The sequence below is a fragment of the Armatimonadota bacterium genome (genome assembly GCA_016223145.1).
GTDB lineage: Bacteria > Armatimonadota > Fimbriimonadia > Fimbriimonadales > Fimbriimonadaceae > Nitrosymbiomonas.
Genome location: JACRPN010000011.1, coordinates 332,286 through 352,703, shown reverse-complemented (window position 1 = coordinate 352,703; position 20,418 = coordinate 332,286). Strand labels below are relative to the sequence as shown.

The 20,418-nt window shown below is 61.7% G+C and carries 18 protein-coding genes; 7 read left to right on the top strand and 11 right to left on the bottom strand.

Features of this window, described 5'->3' with window-relative positions:
• The coding region (locus HZC36_10265) for a methyltransferase domain-containing protein (GenBank protein MBI5707358.1) at positions 1 to 681 on the top strand (681 nt) is incomplete at its 5' end.
• A 7-nt stretch (positions 682 to 688) separates the two neighbouring features.
• The gene (locus tag HZC36_10260; protein ID MBI5707357.1) at positions 689 to 1,870 is read left to right on the top strand and encodes a hypothetical protein; all 1,182 of its coding nucleotides are present in this window, start codon (positions 689 to 691) and stop codon (positions 1,868 to 1,870) included.
• 54 nt (positions 1,871 to 1,924) lie between these two features.
• Here HZC36_10260 and HZC36_10255 read toward each other — a convergent pair whose 3' ends face one another.
• Entirely contained in the window at positions 1,925 to 2,791 is an 867-nt protein-coding gene (locus tag HZC36_10255) for a class I SAM-dependent methyltransferase (GenBank protein MBI5707356.1), read from the bottom strand.
• 230 nt (positions 2,792 to 3,021) lie between these two features.
• On the opposite strand from HZC36_10255, the gene HZC36_10250 reads away from it, so the two are divergent.
• On the top strand, positions 3,022 to 3,924 hold the full coding sequence (locus HZC36_10250) for a hypothetical protein (GenBank protein MBI5707355.1): 903 nt from the start codon (positions 3,022 to 3,024) through the stop codon (positions 3,922 to 3,924).
• 229 nt (positions 3,925 to 4,153) lie between these two features.
• Here HZC36_10250 and HZC36_10245 read toward each other — a convergent pair whose 3' ends face one another.
• The 5 genes from HZC36_10245 to HZC36_10225 form a co-directional block, all read right to left on the bottom strand.
• Positions 4,154 to 4,516: a DUF1801 domain-containing protein gene (locus tag HZC36_10245; GenBank protein MBI5707354.1), complete on the bottom strand. Its 363-nt coding sequence runs from the start codon at positions 4,514 to 4,516 to the stop codon at positions 4,154 to 4,156.
• Between the two features lie 207 nt (positions 4,517 to 4,723).
• Positions 4,724 to 6,094 (bottom strand): ThiF family adenylyltransferase, encoded by a 1,371-nt coding sequence (locus tag HZC36_10240; protein MBI5707353.1) that lies wholly within the window; start codon positions 6,092 to 6,094, stop codon positions 4,724 to 4,726.
• Positions 6,076 to 6,342, bottom strand: a complete 267-nt coding sequence (locus HZC36_10235) for a Txe/YoeB family addiction module toxin (GenBank protein ID MBI5707352.1) — start codon at positions 6,340 to 6,342, stop codon at positions 6,076 to 6,078. The genes HZC36_10240 and HZC36_10235 overlap by 19 nt, the downstream gene beginning before the upstream one ends.
• On the bottom strand, positions 6,317 to 6,529 hold the full coding sequence (locus tag HZC36_10230; protein MBI5707351.1) for a prevent-host-death protein: 213 nt from the start codon (positions 6,527 to 6,529) through the stop codon (positions 6,317 to 6,319). The genes HZC36_10235 and HZC36_10230 overlap by 26 nt, the downstream gene beginning before the upstream one ends.
• Before the next feature lie 32 nt (positions 6,530 to 6,561).
• Positions 6,562 to 6,951, bottom strand: a complete 390-nt coding sequence (locus HZC36_10225) for a hypothetical protein (GenBank protein ID MBI5707350.1) — start codon at positions 6,949 to 6,951, stop codon at positions 6,562 to 6,564.
• Between the two features lie 141 nt (positions 6,952 to 7,092).
• Here HZC36_10225 and HZC36_10220 point away from each other — a divergent pair, with 141 nt between their 5' ends.
• Complete coding sequence (locus HZC36_10220; GenBank protein ID MBI5707349.1) at positions 7,093 to 8,421, top strand: hypothetical protein; 1,329 nt, start codon at positions 7,093 to 7,095, stop codon at positions 8,419 to 8,421.
• Positions 8,422 to 8,529: 108 nt separating this feature from the next.
• Here the strand turns inward: HZC36_10220 and acnA are convergent, their stop codons facing one another.
• Positions 8,530 to 11,217, bottom strand: a complete 2,688-nt coding sequence (gene acnA, locus HZC36_10215; GenBank protein MBI5707348.1) for an aconitate hydratase AcnA — start codon at positions 11,215 to 11,217, stop codon at positions 8,530 to 8,532.
• A gap of 129 nt (positions 11,218 to 11,346) precedes the next feature.
• Here acnA and ribA point away from each other — a divergent pair, with 129 nt between their 5' ends.
• Together ribA and HZC36_10205 are read left to right on the top strand one after the other, a co-directional pair.
• Positions 11,347 to 12,546: a GTP cyclohydrolase II gene (gene ribA / locus HZC36_10210; GenBank protein ID MBI5707347.1), complete on the top strand. Its 1,200-nt coding sequence runs from the start codon at positions 11,347 to 11,349 to the stop codon at positions 12,544 to 12,546.
• A gap of 49 nt (positions 12,547 to 12,595) precedes the next feature.
• Positions 12,596 to 12,973, top strand: a complete 378-nt coding sequence (locus tag HZC36_10205) for a hypothetical protein (protein MBI5707346.1) — start codon at positions 12,596 to 12,598, stop codon at positions 12,971 to 12,973.
• A 127-nt stretch (positions 12,974 to 13,100) separates the two neighbouring features.
• Here HZC36_10205 and HZC36_10200 read toward each other — a convergent pair whose 3' ends face one another.
• The 4 genes from HZC36_10200 to HZC36_10185 all read right to left on the bottom strand — a co-directional run bounded on the left by HZC36_10200 (position 13,101) and on the right by HZC36_10185 (position 18,945).
• Entirely contained in the window at positions 13,101 to 14,063 is a 963-nt protein-coding gene (locus tag HZC36_10200; GenBank protein MBI5707345.1) for a GNAT family N-acetyltransferase, read from the bottom strand.
• A 75-nt stretch (positions 14,064 to 14,138) separates the two neighbouring features.
• The gene (locus HZC36_10195) at positions 14,139 to 14,996 is read right to left on the bottom strand and encodes a radical SAM protein (GenBank protein ID MBI5707344.1); all 858 of its coding nucleotides are present in this window, start codon (positions 14,994 to 14,996) and stop codon (positions 14,139 to 14,141) included.
• A gap of 115 nt (positions 14,997 to 15,111) precedes the next feature.
• Positions 15,112 to 16,329, bottom strand: coding sequence for a DUF3131 domain-containing protein (locus tag HZC36_10190; protein ID MBI5707343.1), 1,218 nt, complete (start codon positions 16,327 to 16,329; stop codon positions 15,112 to 15,114).
• Positions 16,330 to 16,659: 330 nt separating this feature from the next.
• Positions 16,660 to 18,945 carry a beta-galactosidase gene (locus HZC36_10185; GenBank protein MBI5707342.1) on the bottom strand — a complete coding sequence of 762 codons (2,286 nt, stop codon included), beginning with the start codon at positions 18,943 to 18,945 and terminating at the stop codon, positions 16,660 to 16,662.
• Between the two features lie 60 nt (positions 18,946 to 19,005).
• Here HZC36_10185 and HZC36_10180 point away from each other — a divergent pair, with 60 nt between their 5' ends.
• Positions 19,006 to 20,367: a hypothetical protein gene (locus HZC36_10180; protein ID MBI5707341.1), complete on the top strand. Its 1,362-nt coding sequence runs from the start codon at positions 19,006 to 19,008 to the stop codon at positions 20,365 to 20,367.
• Positions 20,368 to 20,418 lie beyond the last annotated feature (51 nt).

Here is a 20,418-nt window from a genome sequence, read left to right as displayed (position 1 = left end):
CTCCCCTCACCCGGTTCGCCAGAGCTCACTTCCATCCCCTTCGGGGCGGAGCCGGACCTCTCCCTCAAGGGGCGAGCTGGTTACTGCGCCGTGGATTTCGGCTGTGGGGCAGGGCGTTCGACGCGGTTTCTAAAGAAGCTCGGCTTCGAGGCCGTGGGTGTGGACATTTCCGAGCAAATGATCGCGCTCGCCAGGCAGATCGACCCCCAAGGCGACTATCGCGTCTGTGGTGAAAGCGGGCCAACAGAGCTCCCGGAAGGGGCCTTCGACCTCGTCCAGTCGGTGTTCACCTTCGACAACGTTCCGATGGCGGCGAAGGCCACCCTCTTTGGTTCCTTGAGAAGATTGCTCAAGCCGACAGGAAAGATTGTCAGTCTTGTTTCGACCCCTGACATCTACACCCACGATTGGGCGTCGTTTCGGACCACTCATTTCGAAAGCAACTTCAAAGCAAAGAGCGGCGACACGGTCTACACCGTGATGCTCGACGTCGAAGATCAGCGGCCGGTCTCCGATGTGCTCTGCCTTCACGAGGACTACGAGTGCTTCTACCGAGAAGCGGGACTTCAGATCGAAGCCACCTATAGACCCTTGGGCAGAGCTGATGAACCGATCGCTTGGGTCAACGAGACCCGGGTGGCGCCGTGGATCATCTACGTGCTTGCTCCCCTGCCGGCATAATGAGCGTGTGCTCTGCGCTTTGGCTGCCATCATGCTGACCCCCGGAAGTCCCTCTGAGATGACGGACTGGGGGCTCAAGACCATGGCGCTCATTCGGAAGGAGTATCGGATCGACGCGATACCGGGATACTGCGATGCCCTTGAGCCTGGCAAAAAACCGCAGCCCGTGTTCAATTGGGGACTTGGGGTGCTGCTGAGCGCGATGAACGGCGCGGCAAAGGCCGATCCCGAGTGGAAGGCCGACCTACGGAAGCTCGTCGACGCCTCGAGAGCCTACTGGAACACGGCGAGCCCGGTGGCGGGGTACGACGTGTTACCTGGCTCGAAGAGGCATCAAGCGTGGCATGACCGTCCCGGTCATGATCTCGCACTCCAAGTCAGCACTGAAGCATCACCCAGTGACCATTACCGGGACGGTCATGCCACGACCCCCGCTGCGCCAGACCGCTACTACGACGACAACGCCTGGATGGTATTGGCGCTCGTGGAGACATGCGGCGTGCTCCAGGACAAGTCAATTCTGAAGCAGGCTGAAGCGGCGCTCAAGTTCGTTCTGAGCGGCCAGGACGACAAGCTTGGCGGCGGCATCTATTGGCGCGAGAGCGACAAGAAGAGCAAGAACACGTGCTCAAATGCCCCGTCGGCAGCGGCTTGTCTGGCGGTATGGGAGAAGACCAAAGACCCGGGTCTGCTTGAAATGGCCAAGACTCTCTACGCTTGGACCAAGGGACGCCTTCAGGACCCGACAGATCTTCTTTTCTGGGACAACGTCGGCCTGGACGGCAAAGTCGAGAAGACCAAGTGGTCCTACAACACCGCGCTGATGATCCGCACCGCGGCGATGCTCTACAAAGCTACGCGCGAAGGGCGGTACGCGAAAGAAGCCGAAGCGATGGCCTCCGCGAGCGAGAAGCGGTGGTTCGTCGGTGGGAAGGTCGCGGACGCGGGCCGCTTTGCACACCTGCTGCTCGAGAGTTGGGGCTATGTGCCCACGCCCGAACGCAGGGAGAAGGCCAAGGCTGCCCTCGAATGGCTATGGAGGCAAGGGCGCAACGAACAGGGCTACTATGGCGGGCAATTCAACCACCCACCTGCCAACGATCAGAAGAGGTTTGAACTCATCGACCAAGCCAGCGCTGCCAGGGCCATGTTCATTTTCGGCTCGCAGAAGACCGGCAGCGCCGAGTGACCAGCCGTTCGGCGGTTCGAACTGAATCTCAACTCAAAGCCGGAGAACCCGAGCCTACGGCGACGTGGCCGTAACGATGATGACGGGCGCCTTCACGTGAACCCACCCGTCTCGCTCCAATGCCGTCAAGTTGTCCAGTGCCTCTTGGTCGGCGGCACGCCGGTCCCCAGGTGACAAGGCGTCCGCGAGGTTCCGGAACGGAGCGGCAATCTCGAACAACTGGTCGAGCAGGGCTCTTGCGGTCCCTGGGAAGGGAGTCGGTAGAGTCAGCGACACTTCTTGCACTCCCGTGAACCCCGCCTTCTCGACGATCTTGACCAGCTTTCCAGGCTCTGCAAATCGCATCGGTCCGGGCCCATCGGGGTCAGGCTTTTCCGCCATGCGCTTGACATAGGGCACCACCGCCGATCCGAAATAGGTTCCAGGCGCGGGCGCACCCCAAACGAGGAATGCGATCCTACCACTGCTCTTCAAGACTCGGCGGACCCCGCTCAGCGCCCGATCCAGCTCGCCACAAAACATCACGCCGAACCGAGACGTGACGATGTCGAATCGATGATCCTCAAAAGGCAACTCGTGTGCATCGCAATCGTGCGTCAAGACGTTGGCGACGCCTTCGTCGAGAGCGTTCTGACGCAGGGCCGCGAGCATGTGAGGGTTGAAGTCGGTTGCGGTGACGGTGCCGCCGGGCGCCACCCTTCGCGCCAATGAAAGCGCCGGGTCTCCGGTGCCCGATGCCAGGTCCAGGATATTCATGCCCGACTGCGGATTGGCGGCTTCGACGATGGCTTGCGTGACCGGGGCCAGTTGGTCCCGCATCGACTTGTAGTGTTTCTGCCAAGCCGCAGCGGCTTCCATTCCGCCCCAATCGGACTCGACGCGCTGCTTGAAGGTCGCGATTTGAGTTTCAGTCGTGCTCATCTGTATTTCCTGCGCCCGATCACTTGGTGATCTTACAATTAAGTAAGGATTTTCAGCCTAGATTCGTTCTGGGAATCTGAGGATTCTGACCACCGATGTCTATGGGAATCATGCCTTTGCACTGTCCAACAGAGATCTCATCGTGGCCGCTAACTTCGGGAAGCGTCGTCGACAGATCATACAGAGGGGCCTTCTCGGGATTCGCCGGGTAACGTCCGTTCCAAGGGACCATGGTTGCGTTTGCCGTCGTAATCGTTCTTGCTCAGAGGGACTTCGCTGCCGACCTCGAAGCAGCGCTTCAGAGCGTCAAGCTCCAAGGCACCCAATTTCATCGTGCCCTGATCCTGACTGGCAAGAAGCACGACCTCTACGTCGATACCAAGCAAAGCGTGATTCGGACGGTGGGTGACAAGCGCGGGGTCATCCTCTGGACCGAGAACGGGTTCATGGGACCGGGCCAACTCTATTTCATCTGGCCCGAAGGCGGGCGTAACCGGGTTCAGCACCTCGATCGGAAGAACGACATGGGCTGGACGTCCGCTGATTTCTATTGGCGCGGCGACACGATCCGCGCGGCTGGAGTGGGATATAGCGGCGGCAACTGGACGTGGCCCACCCTCTACGTGTTTCGCAAGGGTCCTACCGGCTGGAAGGCGAAGCAGGTGATCAACGAGGAAGCGGAACTCAGCGGCGGGTGCTCGTTCGTCCGGTCAAACGGCCGTGTCGACCCGAACCACGCGCGCGCCAGGGTGCGGCTCTACCCGAAGCATCTGGGCAGCCCTCATGCCGGGCCCCATCTACTCTATGTCTACGATTGGCGATTTTCCAGCGGGCGGTTCAAACTCACCTCCAAGGTGCGTCAGCCCACGGCGTTCGCCGAACTGGACGACCTTGCGGGATTGGTCCGCCACAAGCAACGCAAGACCTTTGAGGGGCGGGTGCCCGGTGCATTGGGCAGAAAGCTTTGGAGGGTTCTATACGAGGCGCGGGAGGGCTATTACCTCAACGTCGATGACGTGGGCAACCTCACGAATGACCTCGCGAAGGCTTTCGTGATCAGCGAGAAGTGGAAGGTGTCATTCCAAGGTCGACCGGGGAGGTGGCGCGTGAGGTCGGTGACCCGTCTTGAATGACCTTTCTGCTGTCAGATCCCTTTCGGTGAGCAGTACAGCCGCAGGCTTTCGCCAGCCTCCTGAATGTTTTGGGCCCGTAGCCGCAGGCTTTAGCCTGCGTTCTGAATTGCCGTGCCAGGAGCCGCTTGCTTTAGCCTGCTTCCTGGATGTTCTTTGGGCCCGTAGTCGCAGGCTTTAGCCTGCGATGGTAAGAACCACGCGGACAAGTCCGCGCACTCCCAAAGGTGGCCTATTCCTTCATTTTCGGTAGCTCGGCTTCGATGCGGTCCCGGATGATCTTCTCGATCAGGGCGTCGGGAAGGGGGTGGTCAGGGGTGAACTGGATCGTTCCTTTGCTGGTCTTGTAGCCCTGGAGCTCCTCTGCGTAGCGATCCACGATGGCGCCGCCGGGGAAGAAGCTGCAGTGGTTCTTGAACCCTGCGTAATGGACGATCCCGCGGCCACGCATCTTGACCGTAGGGATCCCGTAGCTGATGGTTTCCACCGCTTCTGGCACAAGCTCAAGGACCTTGGCGCGGAGCTTCTCGACAGACTCGCGGATTTCCGGTGAAAGAGAGCCCAGATGCTCGGCGACGGAGTTTGGAGTAACCATGGTTTGGACATTTTAGTCGAAGCCTTAGCAAAGACCGCCAGATTTGGCGACCGCAAGAGCTATCCCCTGAATCCCCGGCCGGAGGTTAAAGACCCGCGGCTACGGTTCCCTGACCCGTCGTCCCAATGTCCTTAATGCCGGAACCTCCCTCCCCCTCCCCTAATCGATTCGCGACAAGGGGAGGCGGAGAAGACCTGTGAAGTGCGCCTAGTACCGCACCATATCCGGCTCGACGTCGTCGATCCATTTGCGAATGCCTCCGCGCAGGTTGCGGACCTTCTTGAACCCGGCGGTCTTCAGGAACTGGCACGCCTCGGCGCTTCTCTGGCCCACCAGGCAGTGCACCACGATTTCGTCTGCTGAGTCCAGCTCGCTGACCCGCTCAGGGAGGTCGCGCAAAGGGATCAGCTTCGAGCCCTCGATCCGGTTGATCTCGTATTCGTGCGGCTCGCGAACGTCGATGAGCACATACCGGTCCCCCTTTTTGGCCATGGCCCTAAGGGCTGTTGGCTCGATCTCATCTTCGTAGAGCGCCTGGTTGACCCCGTGCCCCGGAACGCCGCAGAAGGAGTGGTAATCGACAAGCTTGGTGACCATCGGATGGTCCCCACAAACCGGGCAATTCGGGTCTCTCCGTATCTTGAGCTCCCGAAATCTCATGTTCAGGGCATCGTAAAGCAACAGCCTGCCCGCAAGCGACTCGCCCTTGCCGAGGATGATCTTTACCGCTTCGGTGGCCTGAATGAGACCGATCACGCCCGGCAGAATGCCCAGCACGCCGCCCTCGGCGCAGCTCGGAACCGTGCCCGGCGGTGGAGGCTCGGGATAGAGGCACCGATAGCAGGGACCGAGTTCGATTGCAGATTGCGGATTTCGGATTGTGGATTGTGAATCAGCGATTGACGAATCCGTCCCCCTCTCTCCCTGTCTCCCTGTCCCTTCGACTCCGTGTCCCCCTCTCCCCGTGTCTCCCTGTCCCCTGTTCCCTCTGTCCCTATCTTCGTCAGGCCCTGAACCCTGCACCCCGTACCCTGTGCCCCCATTCTCTCCCACCGGATGGTGAAACACCGTCGCCTGGCCGTCGAACCGGAAGATCGAGCCGTAGCAGTTGGGTTTGCCAAGCAGCACACAGGCGTCGTTCACCAGGTACCGAGTGGGAAAGTTGTCGGTGCCGTCGACGATCACGTCGTAACCGCGGAAGATATCGAGGGCGTTCTCGCTGCTGAGAAGCGTCTCATAAGGCTCAACGTGGACCTTCGGATTGATCGCCTCGATCGTCTCCTGAGCCGACTGGAGTTTGGGTTTCCCGACGTCCGGCGTGCCATGGATCACCTGGCGTTGGAGGTTGGTGAAATCGACCACGTCGAAGTCCACCAGCCCAAGCCTGCCAACGCCTGCAGCCGCAAGGTACATGGCTGCCGGGGAGCCGAGCCCACCCGCGCCGACGAGCAGCACGCTGGCCGCCTTGAGCCTGCCCTGGCCCTCCAGTCCGACCTCCGGCATGATGAGATGCCGCGAGTAGCGCAGGATTTCGTCTGGGGTGAGGTCCTTGCCTTGCATCAGTAGTGGTACCGACATGCGAGAATGCGAATCTTCCCGTCAGAGAGAACTTGGTAGACAAGTCGATGTTCTCGGTCTATTCGCCGTGACCAGCATCCGGAAAGCTCGTGCTTGAGGGGCTCGGGTTTGCCTGTACCCTCAAACGGTGTGCGTCCCACCTCCAATACGAGTTTGAAAATACGAAGCGCCTTCTTGCGCTCTTGCTCAATCCACCAGGCAAGGTCTTCGAAGGCGCGAATATCAAATTCCAAGCTTGGTTCGGACATCTTTCAACGAGGTCCCGGTCTTTCTCTTCTTTGCTTCGATCAGGCGGGCTTTCATGGCTTCGCTCTTCAGCAAGTACGCCGTCTCACGCTCGGACTCAATCTCGCGCCAAAGAGCGATAGGTACGAGCACGCCCACGGGCTTGCCGCTTGCGTCTGAAACGTACTGGATCTGGGTGGGTGCTGCCATGCTGAAATCCCTTTTTGCCTGCCTCATCTCCATTATGGCTTGCGTAGTGCCCGGGCAAAGCCGGCGGCTGTCCAAGCGCACAGCACACAGGCCGTCGGCATGGCCAGCATCCGCACAAACAAAGGGAAAGCGAGCGCGTCGACTCCGTGCCGGGACATGAACGGCTCCAACCGGTCGCCAAAGCCGACCATCAGCCCAAACGGCAAGGCGGCTCCGAGGAACCCGCCAAGGGCCGCGGCGCCCCATCCCCGATAGCCTGCCTGAGCCCGCAAAAGCACGAACGCGAGGGTTGCGAAGAGCAGGAGGTCGAAAATCCAGGCGACGAACACGTGTGGCGACAGAGCGATTCCGGCAAGCGAGCCAACGACAATGGTCCAGACCGCCAACCTACCCAGGTCTCTGCGACCAGATTCTCCAGCCACGAATACATGGTGGGCCAATAAGGTAGTTAGCTCCCGCACAGGACCAACCCAAGCTCACGAAGCGCCTTATTCGCCGTGAACTGACCCAAAGTGGGACACCATCGAGGAAGGGTGCCGCACGGATGGTCCCATAATCACCGCATGATCCTCGCTGCGGCTGGAATCGCCGTTTCAACGCTTTCACCCCTTCTTGTCCGCAGCGCCGAGATCAGCCTCATTCCGCCGGAAGCCCTGCCGCTGGGCGGCTACACCGCTCGAAAGGAGTCTCCTTTCCTACCCGGAGGTGAGGACCTGAAGCTGCGCGTGATCGTGCTGGAGCAGCAGAACACCAAGGTCGCGATCGCCAGCGCCGAACTCTTGACCATCCCGGAGAGTCTGGCCGCCGAGGTTCGGAAGCGTCTGCCTGCGACACTCGGACTGTTTCTTGCCGCGACGCACACCCACTGCGCGCCCGACAGCCAGATGCTGAACGAGCGCATGAAAATAAAGGTCCCCGGCATCGCGCTTTTCTCGAAGCGGTGGTTGGACTGGTACGCCGACCGGATCGCCACAGGCATCAAGCAGGCAATGGATGCGGCGCCAAGGGTTGTCGACGGGATGGTGGTGAAGACGATGTTATTGCCGCTGAACCGGGCGCGGCGCGCTGGAGGGCATCCCGATCCTGAGGGGACGCTGGTTTCGTTTTTCGTTGCCGGAAGCGCGAGGCCTAGCATCCCAGGCGAGACGCCTGGGCTACTGGGTGTGGAACTCCCGGCGTGGTTCCACTACGCGGCGCACGCCACGTTTCACGACTCCGATCGAACCCAGACCAGCGGCGATTGGCCCGGCCGGGTCGCGAGGCAATTGGGCGCGGCGGTCTTGCAGGGCGCCATCGGCGACGTTTCTCCGCGAGCGCCGGGCTCGACGCCTGAAGAGCGGATCGCCAATTTTGCCGAAACTGTCGGCAGAGCGACGCCCCGCGTTCAGCAGTTCGCCGGGCCAAAGGCGCTTGAACCGTTCCGATGGCTCGAGCTTCCCTTCAAGTTGGACCCGGTCAGCCCCCATCCCGAATTCGCCAAGGTCAACAAGATTCCCGACGCGCTCGCCAAGATGGTGGTCGGCACCTTTGCACCCACGACCGCGAAGATCTATGCGTTTCGAATCGGGAAAATCGCCGTCGTCGGCGTTCCCGGCGAGCCTTCAGGGGCGCTCGGATGGCGGATTCGCAACTATGGCCTTGGGCTTGGCTTTTCAAGCGTGATGGTGGTCAGCCACGTGAACGGGTGGATTGGGTATGTGTTGGAACCCGCGGATTATGACCGTGGGGGGTATGAGGCAACGCTGGGATTTCATGGCCGAACGACCGGCGAGAAGGTGGTCGAAGCGGGGCAGCAGGCGTTGTTGGAGCTTTCCTATCCCGGCAAGGTGGTGCCGCGGCCTTCAGCCGAGAGGCATGCGCTGACGACTGCAATTGCAGCGAACCAGGAGTAGCGCGCGTGCGCCTTGCGCGGGCTGAAGCCCGCTTGCCCTGAAAAGGCGGGGTAAACCCCGCCCTCCGTCCAGACCCGCCATGTGCCGGCCACCGTCAATTGCCAACCGTTATCCCTTCAGCAACTGCCGCAGTACGTACTGCAGGATCCCGCCGTGGCGGTAGTACTGGAACTCCTGCGGCGCATCCAGCCGGACCAGCACCTCGAACTCCTTTGCAGCGCCGTTCTCGGTGGTCGCCCGGACCCTGAGCTTTCGGCCGTTCGGGAAGCCCTGCGCGAATTCGCTCGGCAGGTCGACGAGATCGAACGTCTCGGTACCTGAAAGACCCAGGGTGGCTGCACTCTGCCCCTCAAGATATTGAAGCGGCAGGACACCCATTCCGATCAGATTTGAGCGGTGGATTCGTTCGAAGCTCTCGGCGATCACCGCTTTCACGCCGAGCAGCAGGACGCCTTTGGCCGCCCAGTCGCGGCTTGAACCGGTGCCGTATTCCTTGCCGGCCAGCACCAGGAGCGGCGTCCCGTCGTGCTTGTAGCGCTCCGAGGCCTCGAAGATGCTCGTGACTTCCCCACTCGGGAAGTGGGTGGTGAAGCCCCCTTCGGTCCCTGGCGCGAGTTGGTTGCGCAGCCGAACGTTTGCGAACGTGCCGCGCACCATCACCTCGTGATTGCCTCGCCGCGAGCCGTAGCTGTTGAAGAGCTCTGGGGTGACGCCGTGGTCCACCAGATACTGGCCCCCGGGCGAGTTGCCCTTGATGCTGCCTGCGGGAGAAATGTGGTCGGTGGTGACGCTGTCCCCCAGCATCGCCAGCACGCGCAACCCCTTTATCTCGGCGACCTGCTTCGGCGCTTCGAGCGGCATGTCGTCAAAGTAGGGCGCTTGCCTAATGTAGGTCGAATCGCCATCCCATGCGTAGTTCTCGCTGGCCGGAGAGCTGAGCGCCTCCCACTTCTCATCGCCCTTGAACACCTCGCCATAGTTCTTGCGGAACATGTCGGCTTGCACGCAAGAAGCGACCGTATCGGCGACCTCCTTTTGGGTGGGCCAGATGTCCTTCAGGTACACGTCCTGCCCATTTGATCCCGTGCCGATCGGTTCGGATGAGAGGTCGATGTTGATCGTGCCGGCCAGCGCATAGGCCACGACCAGCGGCGGGGAGGCGAGGTAGTTGGCCTTGACGTCCGCGTTCACGCGGCCCTCGAAATTGCGGTTGCCCGAGAGCACGGAGACGACTGCCAGTTCCTGCTCTCGAACCTGCTTCCCCACTTCCTCGGGAAGCGGGCCCGAGTTGCCGATGCAGGTCGTGCATCCGTAGCCCACCACATTGAAGCCCTGTTGGTTAAGCTCTGCCAGCAGCCCGGCTTGCTTCAGGTAGCTGGTGACGACCCTCGACCCCGGCGCGAGGCTCGTTTTCACCCAAGGCTTGGCTTTGAGTCCCAGCGCGTTCGCCTTCCTCGCAACCAGGCCCGCCGCCACCATGACCGAGGGGTTGCTGGTGTTGGTGCAGCTCGTGATCGCGGCAATCACCACCGAGCCATTGGAGAGGCGGGTTCGATCGAAACCCACCGCATCGGGAAACGCTTTCTGGAACGAAGCCCCAGCCTCTGCGAGGGTGACGCGATCCTGCGGACGCTTGGGGCCCGCCATACTGGGCACGACGGTCGAGAGGTCGAGCGAAAGCGTGTCCGTGTATTCGGCTTCAGGAGAATCGGCCGTGTGGAAGAGCCCCTGTGCTTTGGCATAGGCTTCGACGAGCTGAACCTGCTCCTCGGGCCTGCCGGTCAGCCGCAGGTAGCGCAAAGTTTCCTCATCGATCGGGAACAGGCCGCAGGTCGCACCATACTCGGGCGCCATGTTGGCGAGCGTCGCGCGATCGGCCACAGGGAGCGCCGCCACACCGGGACCATAGAACTCCACAAACTTGCCCACCACGCCCTTCGCGCGCAGCATCTGGGTGACCGTCAGCACGAGGTCGGTCGCCGTGGCGCCTTCCGGCAGCGAGCCGGAAAGTCGGAAGCCCACCACCTGCGGGATCAACATCGCCACGGGCTGGCCGAGCATCGCCGCCTCGGCCTCGATGCCGCCAACGCCCCAACCGAGGACGCCGAGGCCGTTGACCATCGTGGTGTGCGAGTCCGTTCCGACAAGGGTGTCGAAATAGGCAAGAGCCCCCTCCTTGTTTTCGGCCCCCGCCGAAAATGAGGAAGGGGTTGGGGGTGGAGACGCCATCACCACCCGCGCCAGATATTCCAGGTTCACCTGATGGACAATTCCCGTGTTGGGCGGCACGGCTTTGAAATTTCCCAGCGCGCCTTGGCCCCACTTGAGGAACTTGTAGCGTTCTTCGTTGCGGTTGTATTCCAGGTCGCGATTGATCTGGATAGCCGCCTCAGAACCGTAGGCGTCCACCTGGACCGAGTGGTCGATCACCAACTCCACCGGGCTGAGGGGGTTGATCCTCTGCGGGTCGCCGCCAAAGCGCGTCATGGCATCGCGCATCGAAGCAAGGTCAACAACGCAAGGCACTCCGGTGAAATCTTGGAGCAGGGTCCGCGCGGGTGTGAAAGAGATCTCCTTGCTGGGTTCCGCCTTGGGGTTCCAGGAGGCGAGCGCCTCAATGTCCGCGGCCGTCACGGCCTGGCCGTCTTCGGTGCGGAGCAAGTTTTCGAGCAAGATCTTGAGACCAAAGGGCAGCCTGTCAATGGCGTGGCCCTTTTCGGAAAGGGCCGCCAGGCGATAGAAGGTGTAGGTTTTCCCGCCGGTTTGAAAGGTGGATCGCGCTCCAAACGTGTTCATGGGTGGTTCTCCTGTGGCCGCCCGTCCCGAGGCATTGGGTCACAAAAGAACAATCGGAAGGAGCGGAAGTGTGCTCCGAGTCTACCCCCTGATGCCGCGGCCGGCCTTTCAGCCGTAGAATAGACTCGAATGCCCATCATTTCCATTCCTGATGCCATTGAGGCCATCCAGCGCGGCGGCATGGTGATCGTCGTCGACGACCCCGACCGCGAGAACGAGGGCGACCTCATCATGGCGGGCGAGGACTGTACGCCCGAGGCGATGAACTTCATGGTCAAATTCGGGCGCGGCGTGCCGTTCATCCCGACGACCGCCGAGCGCCTTGCCGAACTCCAGATCCCCATGATGACCAAGACCAATACGGCACGTCTGGGTACGGCGATGGCCGAAACCGTCGATGCGGCAGTTGGCACCACGACGGGTGTTTCGGCCTTTGACAGGGCGAAGACCGTTCACGTATTCTGCGACCCAGACGCCCAGCCATCGGATCTGATGCGGCCGGGACACGTGATCCCGCTCAGAGCCGCCTCAGGTGGCGTTCTCCAGCGCGCGGGCCACACGGAAGCCTCGGTGGACCTGTGCCGTCTAGCGGGCAAGAAACCGGTTGCCGTCGGCTGTGAAATCCTCGCCGAGGACGGCACGATGCTCCGGATGGATGGGCTGATTCAGTTTGCGGAAGAGCATGGTCTAGGGATCATCACGATCGCCGACCTGATCGCCTACCGGCGCATGCACGAGCACCTGATCAAGCTCGCGGCAGGCCCGATCGAGTTCCCGACCCGCTACGGCCACTTCACACTCTATGCGTTTGAAACGACCATCGAGGGCCAGCCCTATGTGGCGATCGTCAAGGGCGAGGTCGCGGGCAACGAGCCTGTGCTGGTGCGCATGCATTCGAGCTGTGTGACCGGCGACCTGCTCAACTCTCTTCGCTGCGATTGCGGCGACCAATTGACCATGGCGCTGGAGCGGATCGAGGAAGAGGGCAAGGGGATCGTCGTCTACATCCCGCACGAGGGCCGCGGCATCGGCCTGATCAACAAGCTGAAGGCCTATGCCCTTCAGGACAATGGCCTCGACACGGTGGAAGCGAATCAGGCGCTTGGCTTCAAGGCGGACCTTCGCGACTATGGGCTCGGCGCGCAGGTCTTGGCCGATCTGGGCGTACGCAAGCTTCGGCTGATGACCAACAACCCGGCCAAGGTCGCGGGAATCCAGGGCTACGGGCTCGAGATCGTCGAGCACGTGCCGCTGATCGCGGAGCCCGCCCCCACCCGCGCCAAGTACATGGCCACCAAGCGCGAGAAGATGGGCCATCGGCTACCCTAGCGCAGGCAGCTTGCCTGTGGGCCCTTCCCCAATGCGCCAAACTCTCCCCATGCCTCGCCCCGCAAGGCAGCAGCCTTTGACCGCCCTCGATTACCTCTTCATGATCGGGGGCCCGCTTGCGTTTCTCTTGGTCGCGGTACTCGGCGTCTACTGGATCATCGGCCCCGCGCCGCCCGACAACCCGATCCAGCTCATCAAAGATCACCGGGTCGCCGCCGGCATGTCCCAGGAGAAGGTCCTCCAGATTCTTGGAGAGCCGAAGTCAGTGGTTGCCCTGCCGGACGGGGGAGAGCGCTGGGAGTACCACCACGGCACCGCCGATCCGTTCGTCGAAGAAGACGGGGACCTTGTTTTCAGTCCAAGCGGAGTACTTCTGAGCGCAACTGTGAGCCGCTCGCCCGTACCGATGTCTGGCGCGGAGCGTTAATGGTGAACGAGGATGCATGAGGATGAGCGAGAGTGCGTGAGGATGAGAAAGGGGTCGCCTGTCGCCAGCGGTTTTCGCCGTTTCTCCTGTTTCCGGCTCACCTATGGCTCCCCCCGAGCCTCCGCCCTCAGTTCGTCGCGCCGGGGAGCTTGAGCTCGAACTGCATCCACTCGAAGACCTTTCGAAAACCCAGCGCGATGTTCAGGTCGAGCATCGGGTTCTTCTCCTCGTTGTCCGTCTCCACAACCTTGAAGCCAAGCTCCTTGCACCGTGTCAGGCAGGCCACCTTGAGCGCCGTCGCCACTCCCTTCCGGCGAAAATCGCGGAGGACTCCGGTGAGCCCTGTAAAGAGCCGGGCTGCGCTGCCCGCATCGCGAAACACATGGCTCATGCCGATCATCCGATCCCCGTCGAAAGCGACGTAATTCAGATCTGCTCGGTAATCGGGGGAACCCTCATTGCTCTTCAGCCATTCTTCGAACGGGCGCATCGTGATGGTATCGGTGTAGGGCACGTCCTCCCAAAGCTCGCATTCCAGCGCGTAATGGTCCGGCCGCCAGTCAAAGCCGGCGTCGTTCATCTCGGCGTGGGTGCGCATGGCGAAGCCGGCATCCCTGAATTGCGCCAAAGACGAGCTCCAGACCGCTGGATCGAACGAGGGAAGATCGAGCTCGGAGATCGGCTGGCGCTGGGTGTTCTCCGCGCCGATCGATCGGTAGTTCTCGATCTGCTTGACTTTGTCGCTGCGCGTCCAAAAGACGAGGTGGTTGTAGCCGCGATCGGCGATTCGCGCCTTCAGGAAGTCCAGCGCCTCATGGAAGCAGCCCTCCTTGCCGGGCACGAATTCGATGCCGACGAAGTACTTGCCCTCCCGGTGGCTCCAGGAGGACTCGCCCGCGGTCGCATAGCCGATGTCCTTTCCATCTTCTGAAACCAGAAAACGCTCGAAGAACCTCTGCGGGTCGCGGGTCTCATCGCTGAAGCGCTCGGCTTCGAGCGTGGTCGGCCGGTCCGGCCAGATGACGTTGTACACGCGTACAAGCGCCGCGTATTCCTCATCCGTGCGTTGGAACGGCCGAAAGGTCAGCATCGGGCAGGCGATTATACATCCCCCTCTTCTTGCCGAACACTGCGCAGGGACAAAGACCTAACGCCAAGTCAGCGGTTATTCCGGCTCAAAGACCCTGGGGCCGAAGAGGAGTTCGGGGAGGCGCTCTTGAAGCTGAGCCACGGTTCGCCGGTAGCTCTGAAGGTTCCAACCGACAGCTTGGGCAAGTTTGAGCCCGGCTTCCCGACTCCCGGCGGCGAAACCCTCCCTCGGAGCATGGAGGTAGCTCACGCCGTATCGCTCGGCCCCGAGTTCTGCCAGAGTCTTGGCGAAAGCCGAGACATCCCGAACCGGCAACAGCGGCGCCAGGCAGCATCCCGTCCTGAGTCCTGCGGCCCTGAGCTCTCGAAGAGCGGCAAGCCGGGCGGGGATGGTCGGTGCGTTCGGCTCGAAGCTTCGGCGCACCTCGTCGTCGTCGGTGGTCACGCTCACGTTGACCCGCAGCCTGCTAAAGCGAAGCAGCACGTCGATGTCCCGAGTCACCAAAGGGCTGCGGGTCTGGATGACGATCCTCGGCTGAGGGTTCAAGGTGGCGAGGTACTCGAGAATCCGGCGCGTGAGGCGTGTGCGGCTCTCGACGGGCTGGTAAGGGTCGGTCGCAGAGCCTAGGTAGACGGTCTTGCCGGCGAGGTCCCGCCTCTGCCGCAAAAGCTGAAGGGCATTCTCCTTGACCTCCACCCACTGTCCCCATTCCTGCCGACGGGCCTCATCCGGCACAAAGGCTGCGGCGTAGCAGTAGCTGCACCCGAATTGACACCCGACATAGGGGTTTAGCGTGAAATCGTAGGCTTCGGTCCGCCCGACACCTCTTGCCAGGATTTGCCTCGAATTCCGCAAAGCGACCTCGGCAGGCCCCAGTTTGAAGCTGGGGCGAACCATCGGCGGCGGCTGGAAGAGCACCGGCTGCAGAGACATGTGGACATTATATCACAAAATAGTAGGGATACGTCTACTATAATGAGCGAGAGGCGAGAGGCGAAGGGCGAGGGGAGGGGCGAGAGGCGAGGCGAGGGGCGATGGGCTTAGGGTGTCAACGGCCCTTAAAGAAGGCGATCTTGCGGCGACCCGACTGGACCGCGGGGTCCTGCTGGAACGCTGCCCGGACCGCGCCGTTCTCCAGGAAGTTCGTCAAGCTCAAGAGGAGCATGCCCTGGTCGAGCATCAGAAACTTCTTTGAGCAGAGCCGGGACTTCGTATTGATCGCGTCGAAGAACCCCTGCCCGCGGCTGCGCGCACCTAGTTTCTCGATAGCTCTGAGGTTGAAAACGACCTCTCTGGGAAAGTGCTCGATCGCGAGGACCGAGGCGTGGGGCGTGACGACCTCGTCGATCAGCGCGCCCCATCCAAGGTAGCCGCCGGCAGGGTTGTCGGAGGCGGACCAGCCCCAGACCGGGGAGCCGACCCTCTTCGCGTGCTCGATCTGGGCGGCGGCGAAGCTCTTTGCCGACTTTTCCATCAAGGTGCCACGATTGTCCAGCCAAATGCCAGAGATGAAATGCATGAACAGCCCGCCGCCCTGCCATCCGGGCTTCAGGTATTCGAATCCGTAACGGGACTCTCTGGAGGTGTCGAGCTTACTCCAGATGCTCGCCGGCGCCTGACCGGATGCGACGGCCAAGAAGAGCGCGAGCTCGGCGTCGGTGCCCAAAGCGCTCAGATGCCATCGAGGGTTCATGACTCCGGTCTTCGTGTCATACCCGCCGAAGAGCGCCTCGGCAGCGGGGTCGTAGAACCACTTCCACTCCATGGCCTTAAACAAGCGCCGACTGGGCTCGCTGACCTCTGGCGTCATCTGCGCCACCGCGAGCAGGCTCGCAGCCAGGTTGCCGCTGTCGAGGATGGAGATCGCGGTGTCGTGCGTTGCGGGCTGGAGCGTGAGCACCGAGTTCCAGCACTGCTGAAAGCCGCGCCACTTCTGGAGCTTCAGCACACTCGCGAGGGTCTTCTTGAGGCGCGCAACGGCCTCTTCATGGCGAATGAAGCCCAGCCGTTCTGCCGCGGCGACGCTGGAAAGGTAGAAGCCTATGTTCGAGACGGAGGTGAATTCGCCCTTGTCCGAGTTGTCGTAGGGCAGGCCCGTTTCAGGGTGTTCCAGCCCCGCGATGCAGCGCCAGGTGTCGCGGGCCAGATCGCGCAGGTAGGCCCTGTCCCCGGAAGTCAGCGGGTCCGCTTGCCTGCACGTCGCGGGGCCCTTCGCCGCGAGCGCGAGCACGGACACGAGGAGCAGCAGCGGCGCAGGTCGTTTCACTGCAGCATAGAGTCTACCGTCGTGCGATTTCCTGCGCCCCTTAGGGGAAGCCCACCACCGTCATTGCGATCTGGTTTGGAGCCTCCTGGCTCCTCGCGGGTCTGTTTCAATGAGTTCTGCGGAGGAAGGGGCAGGCCCTCAGGGCAGACCCGTTGAAGCGAAGGGCGAAGCCCTGGAGCCTGGTGCACATGCGTCTTCGCGGGCCGCAGGTCCTCGACTGCGGTCCCGCGAACACATGGCCTCATCTTCCTTGTGGGAGAGGCCAGCGGGCGTCAGCGAACCGGTTGAGGGGTCCTTGCGGCGTGAACGAAGCAGCGATCGCCCTCATCCCTATTCTTTGCAGTAGAACTCGAACCCTTTGATCCTCCCAGGCGGGTGGCCGTTCGACTGCATTGGGCGCGGGACATAGGTGAATCCCGAGAGCGTCTGGACCTTGCCCAGGTCAATCACGACCGCGTGGGGATGGGCAGGACTCCCGCTCACCCACTGCGTGTGCCAGATCGTCTTTGGATTATCGTCCAATAGGTTGTCCGCGCTGCCGTCCTCGCCTTCCGATTCCTCGCTGTCGGCAAAGGAGATCTTCCAGCCAGCCCGCGAGAGCGGCTTGCCGTCCCCGCCGAGCACATAGAGCTCCGCACAACTGGCATACGGGTCGCCAGCCTGCGATCCGAGGGACTTCAAGCACACGAAGCGAGCCTGAATCGGTGCGAAACTGAAGCTTTGAGGCTTGTCGCCCTGCTCGAAGGCGCCGCTTGCTGCCATCAGATAGCCCGTGAGGTCCAGGTTCTGGCCCGGCTTGCGGTGAAGGTTGGTCGCCTCGGGGTGCGGCTCATCCAGGATCGGTTTCGTCAGTCCCTGGACCGTGGGTTTGGCGACCTTGTCGCCGTAATCCAGCACCAGCACCTCGTTCTTTCCCTTTTTGAGCCAGCAACCGGGCAAGTACATCGTCTGCTGCGGGCCGATGCTCCAGAACCGGCCCAGATTGTGGCCGTTCACCCAAACCATGCCTTTGTTCCAGTTGCGGACGTCAAGAAAGGTGTCTTTGGGCTCGGAGATCTCCAGATGGCCTCGATACACGCCAGGCCCTCTTCCCACCGATCTTCCGAACTTGAGGGTTTTGAGGTGCTCCGCGTCGAAGGGCAGCCTGAACATTCGCCAGCCCTTCAGGGGTGTGTTCTCCCCTGCATTCACCAATGAGGCGCTGCCGACCAGTCCCTTCTTGTCGTGGATGAAGCCGCCGTAGTTCACGCGGCCCATGGCCTCGATCAGAAGGTCCAGTGTTGCTGGCTTCTTCCGAACTGGAAGGTCGAGCGTGTTCTTCCCGCGACGCCGATCGATCACTCCAACTCTCTTGCCGTCCACGGAGACCACGGCGTAGTCATGGATCTCATCTACTTTGAGCCGGCAAGCCGGCCCTGCCGGCAACGACGTCCGGTAGAGAACAGCTCCGTAAGCCTGGTTCACGTCCTCGAACGTGAGTGGTCTGGGCGAGCGCTTGGGCTTCGGCAGGTTCGCCGCAAGCGAAGCGAACTCCGTCAGACGCACCGGCTTGAGCGAGCCGACAGCAATTCCTGTCGGTACAGGCGGCAGGGTCTCCCCAGGGAGCAGGTACTTGGCGAAAAGCTCTCGTAGGGCGTGGAACTTGGGCGTCGCCTGACCGTTCTCGTTGATCGGCGCGTCGTAATCGTAGCTCGTGCTCTGAGGCGAGAACGGCGGGCAGTTCGCGCCGCTGTTGAACCCAAACGACGTGCCACCGTGCGCCATGTAGATGCTGAACGAAGCGTTGTGGTCCAGCATGTATTTGAGGTCTTTGACGACACTCTCGACCGAGCCGGTGTGATGCTTCCCGCCCCAAGAGTCGAACCATCCCGGATAGAACTCGGCGCAGATGAGCGGACCCTTGGGCCGTATCTCGCGCAGCGCCTTGAAGTGCGGCTCGGGATTGCCGCCGAAGTTGACCGCGCAGAACAGGTCATCGCGCGTGTCGTTTTTGAGCTGGCTCGGGCCATCGCAGGTAAAGAGCGGCACCTCGAAGCCGGCGTCGCGAAGGTCCTGTGCCACGATCCCGATGTACTCCTTGTCCGAGCCGTAGCTGCCGTACTCGTTTTCGACCTGGACCATGATGATGGGTCCGCCACGGGTCCACTGAAGGGGGGCTAGCTCTTTTCCGACGGCTGCCAGGTACTTTTTTACCGCTGCCAGATATTGGGGGTCCCGCGTGCGAAGCTGAATCCCCTCGTGTTTGAGCAGCCAATAGGGAAAACCGCCAAACTCCCACTCGGCGCAGGAGTAGGGTCCGGGCCGAAGGATGACCTTCAGGCCCTCTTCATGTGCGATCCTGCAATAAGCCGCCACGTCCGAAGGGCCCTTGAAGTTCCACTTGCCCGGTTCGGGCTCGATGTGGTTCCAAAACAGGTACGCGCAGACCGTGTTCAGGCCCATCGCCTTGGCCATCTTCAGCCGGTGCCGCCAGTAGGGCACGGGGATGCGCTCGTGATGCATCTCGCCCGAGCGGATCAGGAAGCGCTTGCCGTCTAGCAGAAAGTCGGTGTCGTTCCAACCGAAGGTGTGTTGCGGGATCGTAGCCATAGCGAAGATCAGGCTCGTAAGGAGCATGGTGGGAGAGTACCGGCGGCTTTGCTCTCGGCGCTGAGCCGCCGGAGTATGCTCGTCTCCATGGCTAGACGCGTCAAGCCGGTCTGGTGGGTTTTTGGCATCACGGTGCTGGTGTGCCTAGGGATTTGCGGTCTGGGTGGCTTTGTCCTGTGGCAGGCGCTCTTGGGAGGCGCGGATGCTGCAGCAAGAGACCTGCCCAAGGAAGTGGCGGCGGCAAGGCGTGAAGGTCTGCCGCTCACGTCGGAAGAGCTCTTCGTCAAGCGCCCGATCGACCCCAACCAGAACGCCGGCCCGACTCTGGCTAACGAGAGCGAAGCCGTAAGGAAAGTCGTCACTGCTTCGACTTCAAGGCGGGTCTTCGGCAGCATCGCGACCGGCAAAGCCGGCCCTTCCGAGCTCAAAGAAGCAAAGCTGCTTTTGAGCAAGGTGGGACCGCAGATCGATGCCATCGTTGCTGCTGCCAAGCTGCCAGCGTGCGACTTTGGGAAGGACTACGGACTTGGGGCGAAAGTGCTGTTTCCAGAGTTCGCGAATCTCAAGAACGTCGTTCGCGTGCTCGTTGGCCGGGCGAACATCGCGGCGCGGCGCGGCGATTGGGGAGCCGCCGAGAGGGACTTGGTAGCGTCCTTCCGCATTGCCGACATGGCGGGTCGTGAACCGTGCCTAATTGGCGCATTGGTCCAGATTGCGCTCAACGCGATCACGCACACGGGTCTCCGGCAGATTCTGAAAGAGCGTGGGGGCGACTCCAGGGCGATCGCGATGGGTGAACGTCTTTCCCGTCGGGCAGTCCACGTCGACTTTCGGGCTGCCTTCAAAGGAGACTTCGTTCTTGGGCTATCCACACTTCGCAGTATCAAGAACATGAGAGAGGTGGAGCTGCTCGCCGCGCCAAGCGAGCGTACCGACGGGAGTGGGCCTCCAGGATTCTACGCGGACGGCTTCGTCGGTCGGTTCAAGGATGCTTGGCAAGCGAGGTATATCCAGTTCCACCGGCGCATGTTGGCTCGGATGCCAAGGGACCCGCAGGACTATCTGGCGCTGGAAGCCGTGCTCAAGGAAGAGACCGCCCGCGAAGAGGCGCACAACGACTTGAGCTACTTGATGAACAAGATCTTGATCCCAACCGTCGACCAGGCCGCCAGGGCGGCGGCGCGAGACCTTGCCAACGAGGCGGTCAGCGAAGGCTACTGGCGGCTCCTGGCCTATGGAAAGCAGCATGGCAGCTTTCCTGAGAAGCTTGGGGACCTTGGGTCACCGCCAATCGACCCATTTGACGGCAAGCCGCTCAAGTACCGAAAGCAAGGGAAGGGCTTTCTGCTTTACAGCGTCGATCGTGACGGAAAGGACGACGGCGGCCGAAAGGAACGTCCGAAAGGGATCGAGGGAGGCACTGCCGATCTAGTTGCCGACTATCCATAGTGCCCCCACGTTGCTTGTTGAGGACGAAGTATCCCTTTTGGACCCGTAGGG

Excerpts from the sequence above, each read along its gene's own strand:
- HZC36_10255 (MBI5707356.1), bottom strand. The coding sequence starts at position 2,791 with ATGAGCACGACTGAAACTCAAATCGCGACCTTCAAGCAGCGCGTCGAG.
- HZC36_10250 (MBI5707355.1), top strand. The coding sequence starts at position 3,022 with ATGGTTGCGTTTGCCGTCGTAATCGTTCTTGCTCAGAGGGACTTCGCT.
- HZC36_10245 (MBI5707354.1), bottom strand. The coding sequence starts at position 4,516 with ATGGTTACTCCAAACTCCGTCGCCGAGCATCTGGGCTCTCTTTCACCG.
- HZC36_10240 (MBI5707353.1), bottom strand. The coding sequence starts at position 6,094 with ATGTCGGTACCACTACTGATGCAAGGCAAGGACCTCACCCCAGACGAA.
- HZC36_10235 (MBI5707352.1), bottom strand. The coding sequence starts at position 6,342 with ATGTCCGAACCAAGCTTGGAATTTGATATTCGCGCCTTCGAAGACCTT.
- HZC36_10230 (MBI5707351.1), bottom strand. The coding sequence starts at position 6,529 with ATGGCAGCACCCACCCAGATCCAGTACGTTTCAGACGCAAGCGGCAAG.
- HZC36_10220 (MBI5707349.1), top strand. The coding sequence starts at position 7,093 with ATGATCCTCGCTGCGGCTGGAATCGCCGTTTCAACGCTTTCACCCCTT.
- acnA (MBI5707348.1), bottom strand. The coding sequence starts at position 11,217 with ATGAACACGTTTGGAGCGCGATCCACCTTTCAAACCGGCGGGAAAACC.
- ribA (MBI5707347.1), top strand. The coding sequence starts at position 11,347 with ATGCCCATCATTTCCATTCCTGATGCCATTGAGGCCATCCAGCGCGGC.
- HZC36_10205 (MBI5707346.1), top strand. The coding sequence starts at position 12,596 with ATGCCTCGCCCCGCAAGGCAGCAGCCTTTGACCGCCCTCGATTACCTC.
- HZC36_10200 (MBI5707345.1), bottom strand. The coding sequence starts at position 14,063 with ATGCTGACCTTTCGGCCGTTCCAACGCACGGATGAGGAATACGCGGCG.
- HZC36_10195 (MBI5707344.1), bottom strand. The coding sequence starts at position 14,996 with ATGTCTCTGCAGCCGGTGCTCTTCCAGCCGCCGCCGATGGTTCGCCCC.
- HZC36_10185 (MBI5707342.1), bottom strand. The coding sequence starts at position 18,945 with ATGCTCCTTACGAGCCTGATCTTCGCTATGGCTACGATCCCGCAACAC.
- HZC36_10180 (MBI5707341.1), top strand. The coding sequence starts at position 19,006 with ATGGCTAGACGCGTCAAGCCGGTCTGGTGGGTTTTTGGCATCACGGTG.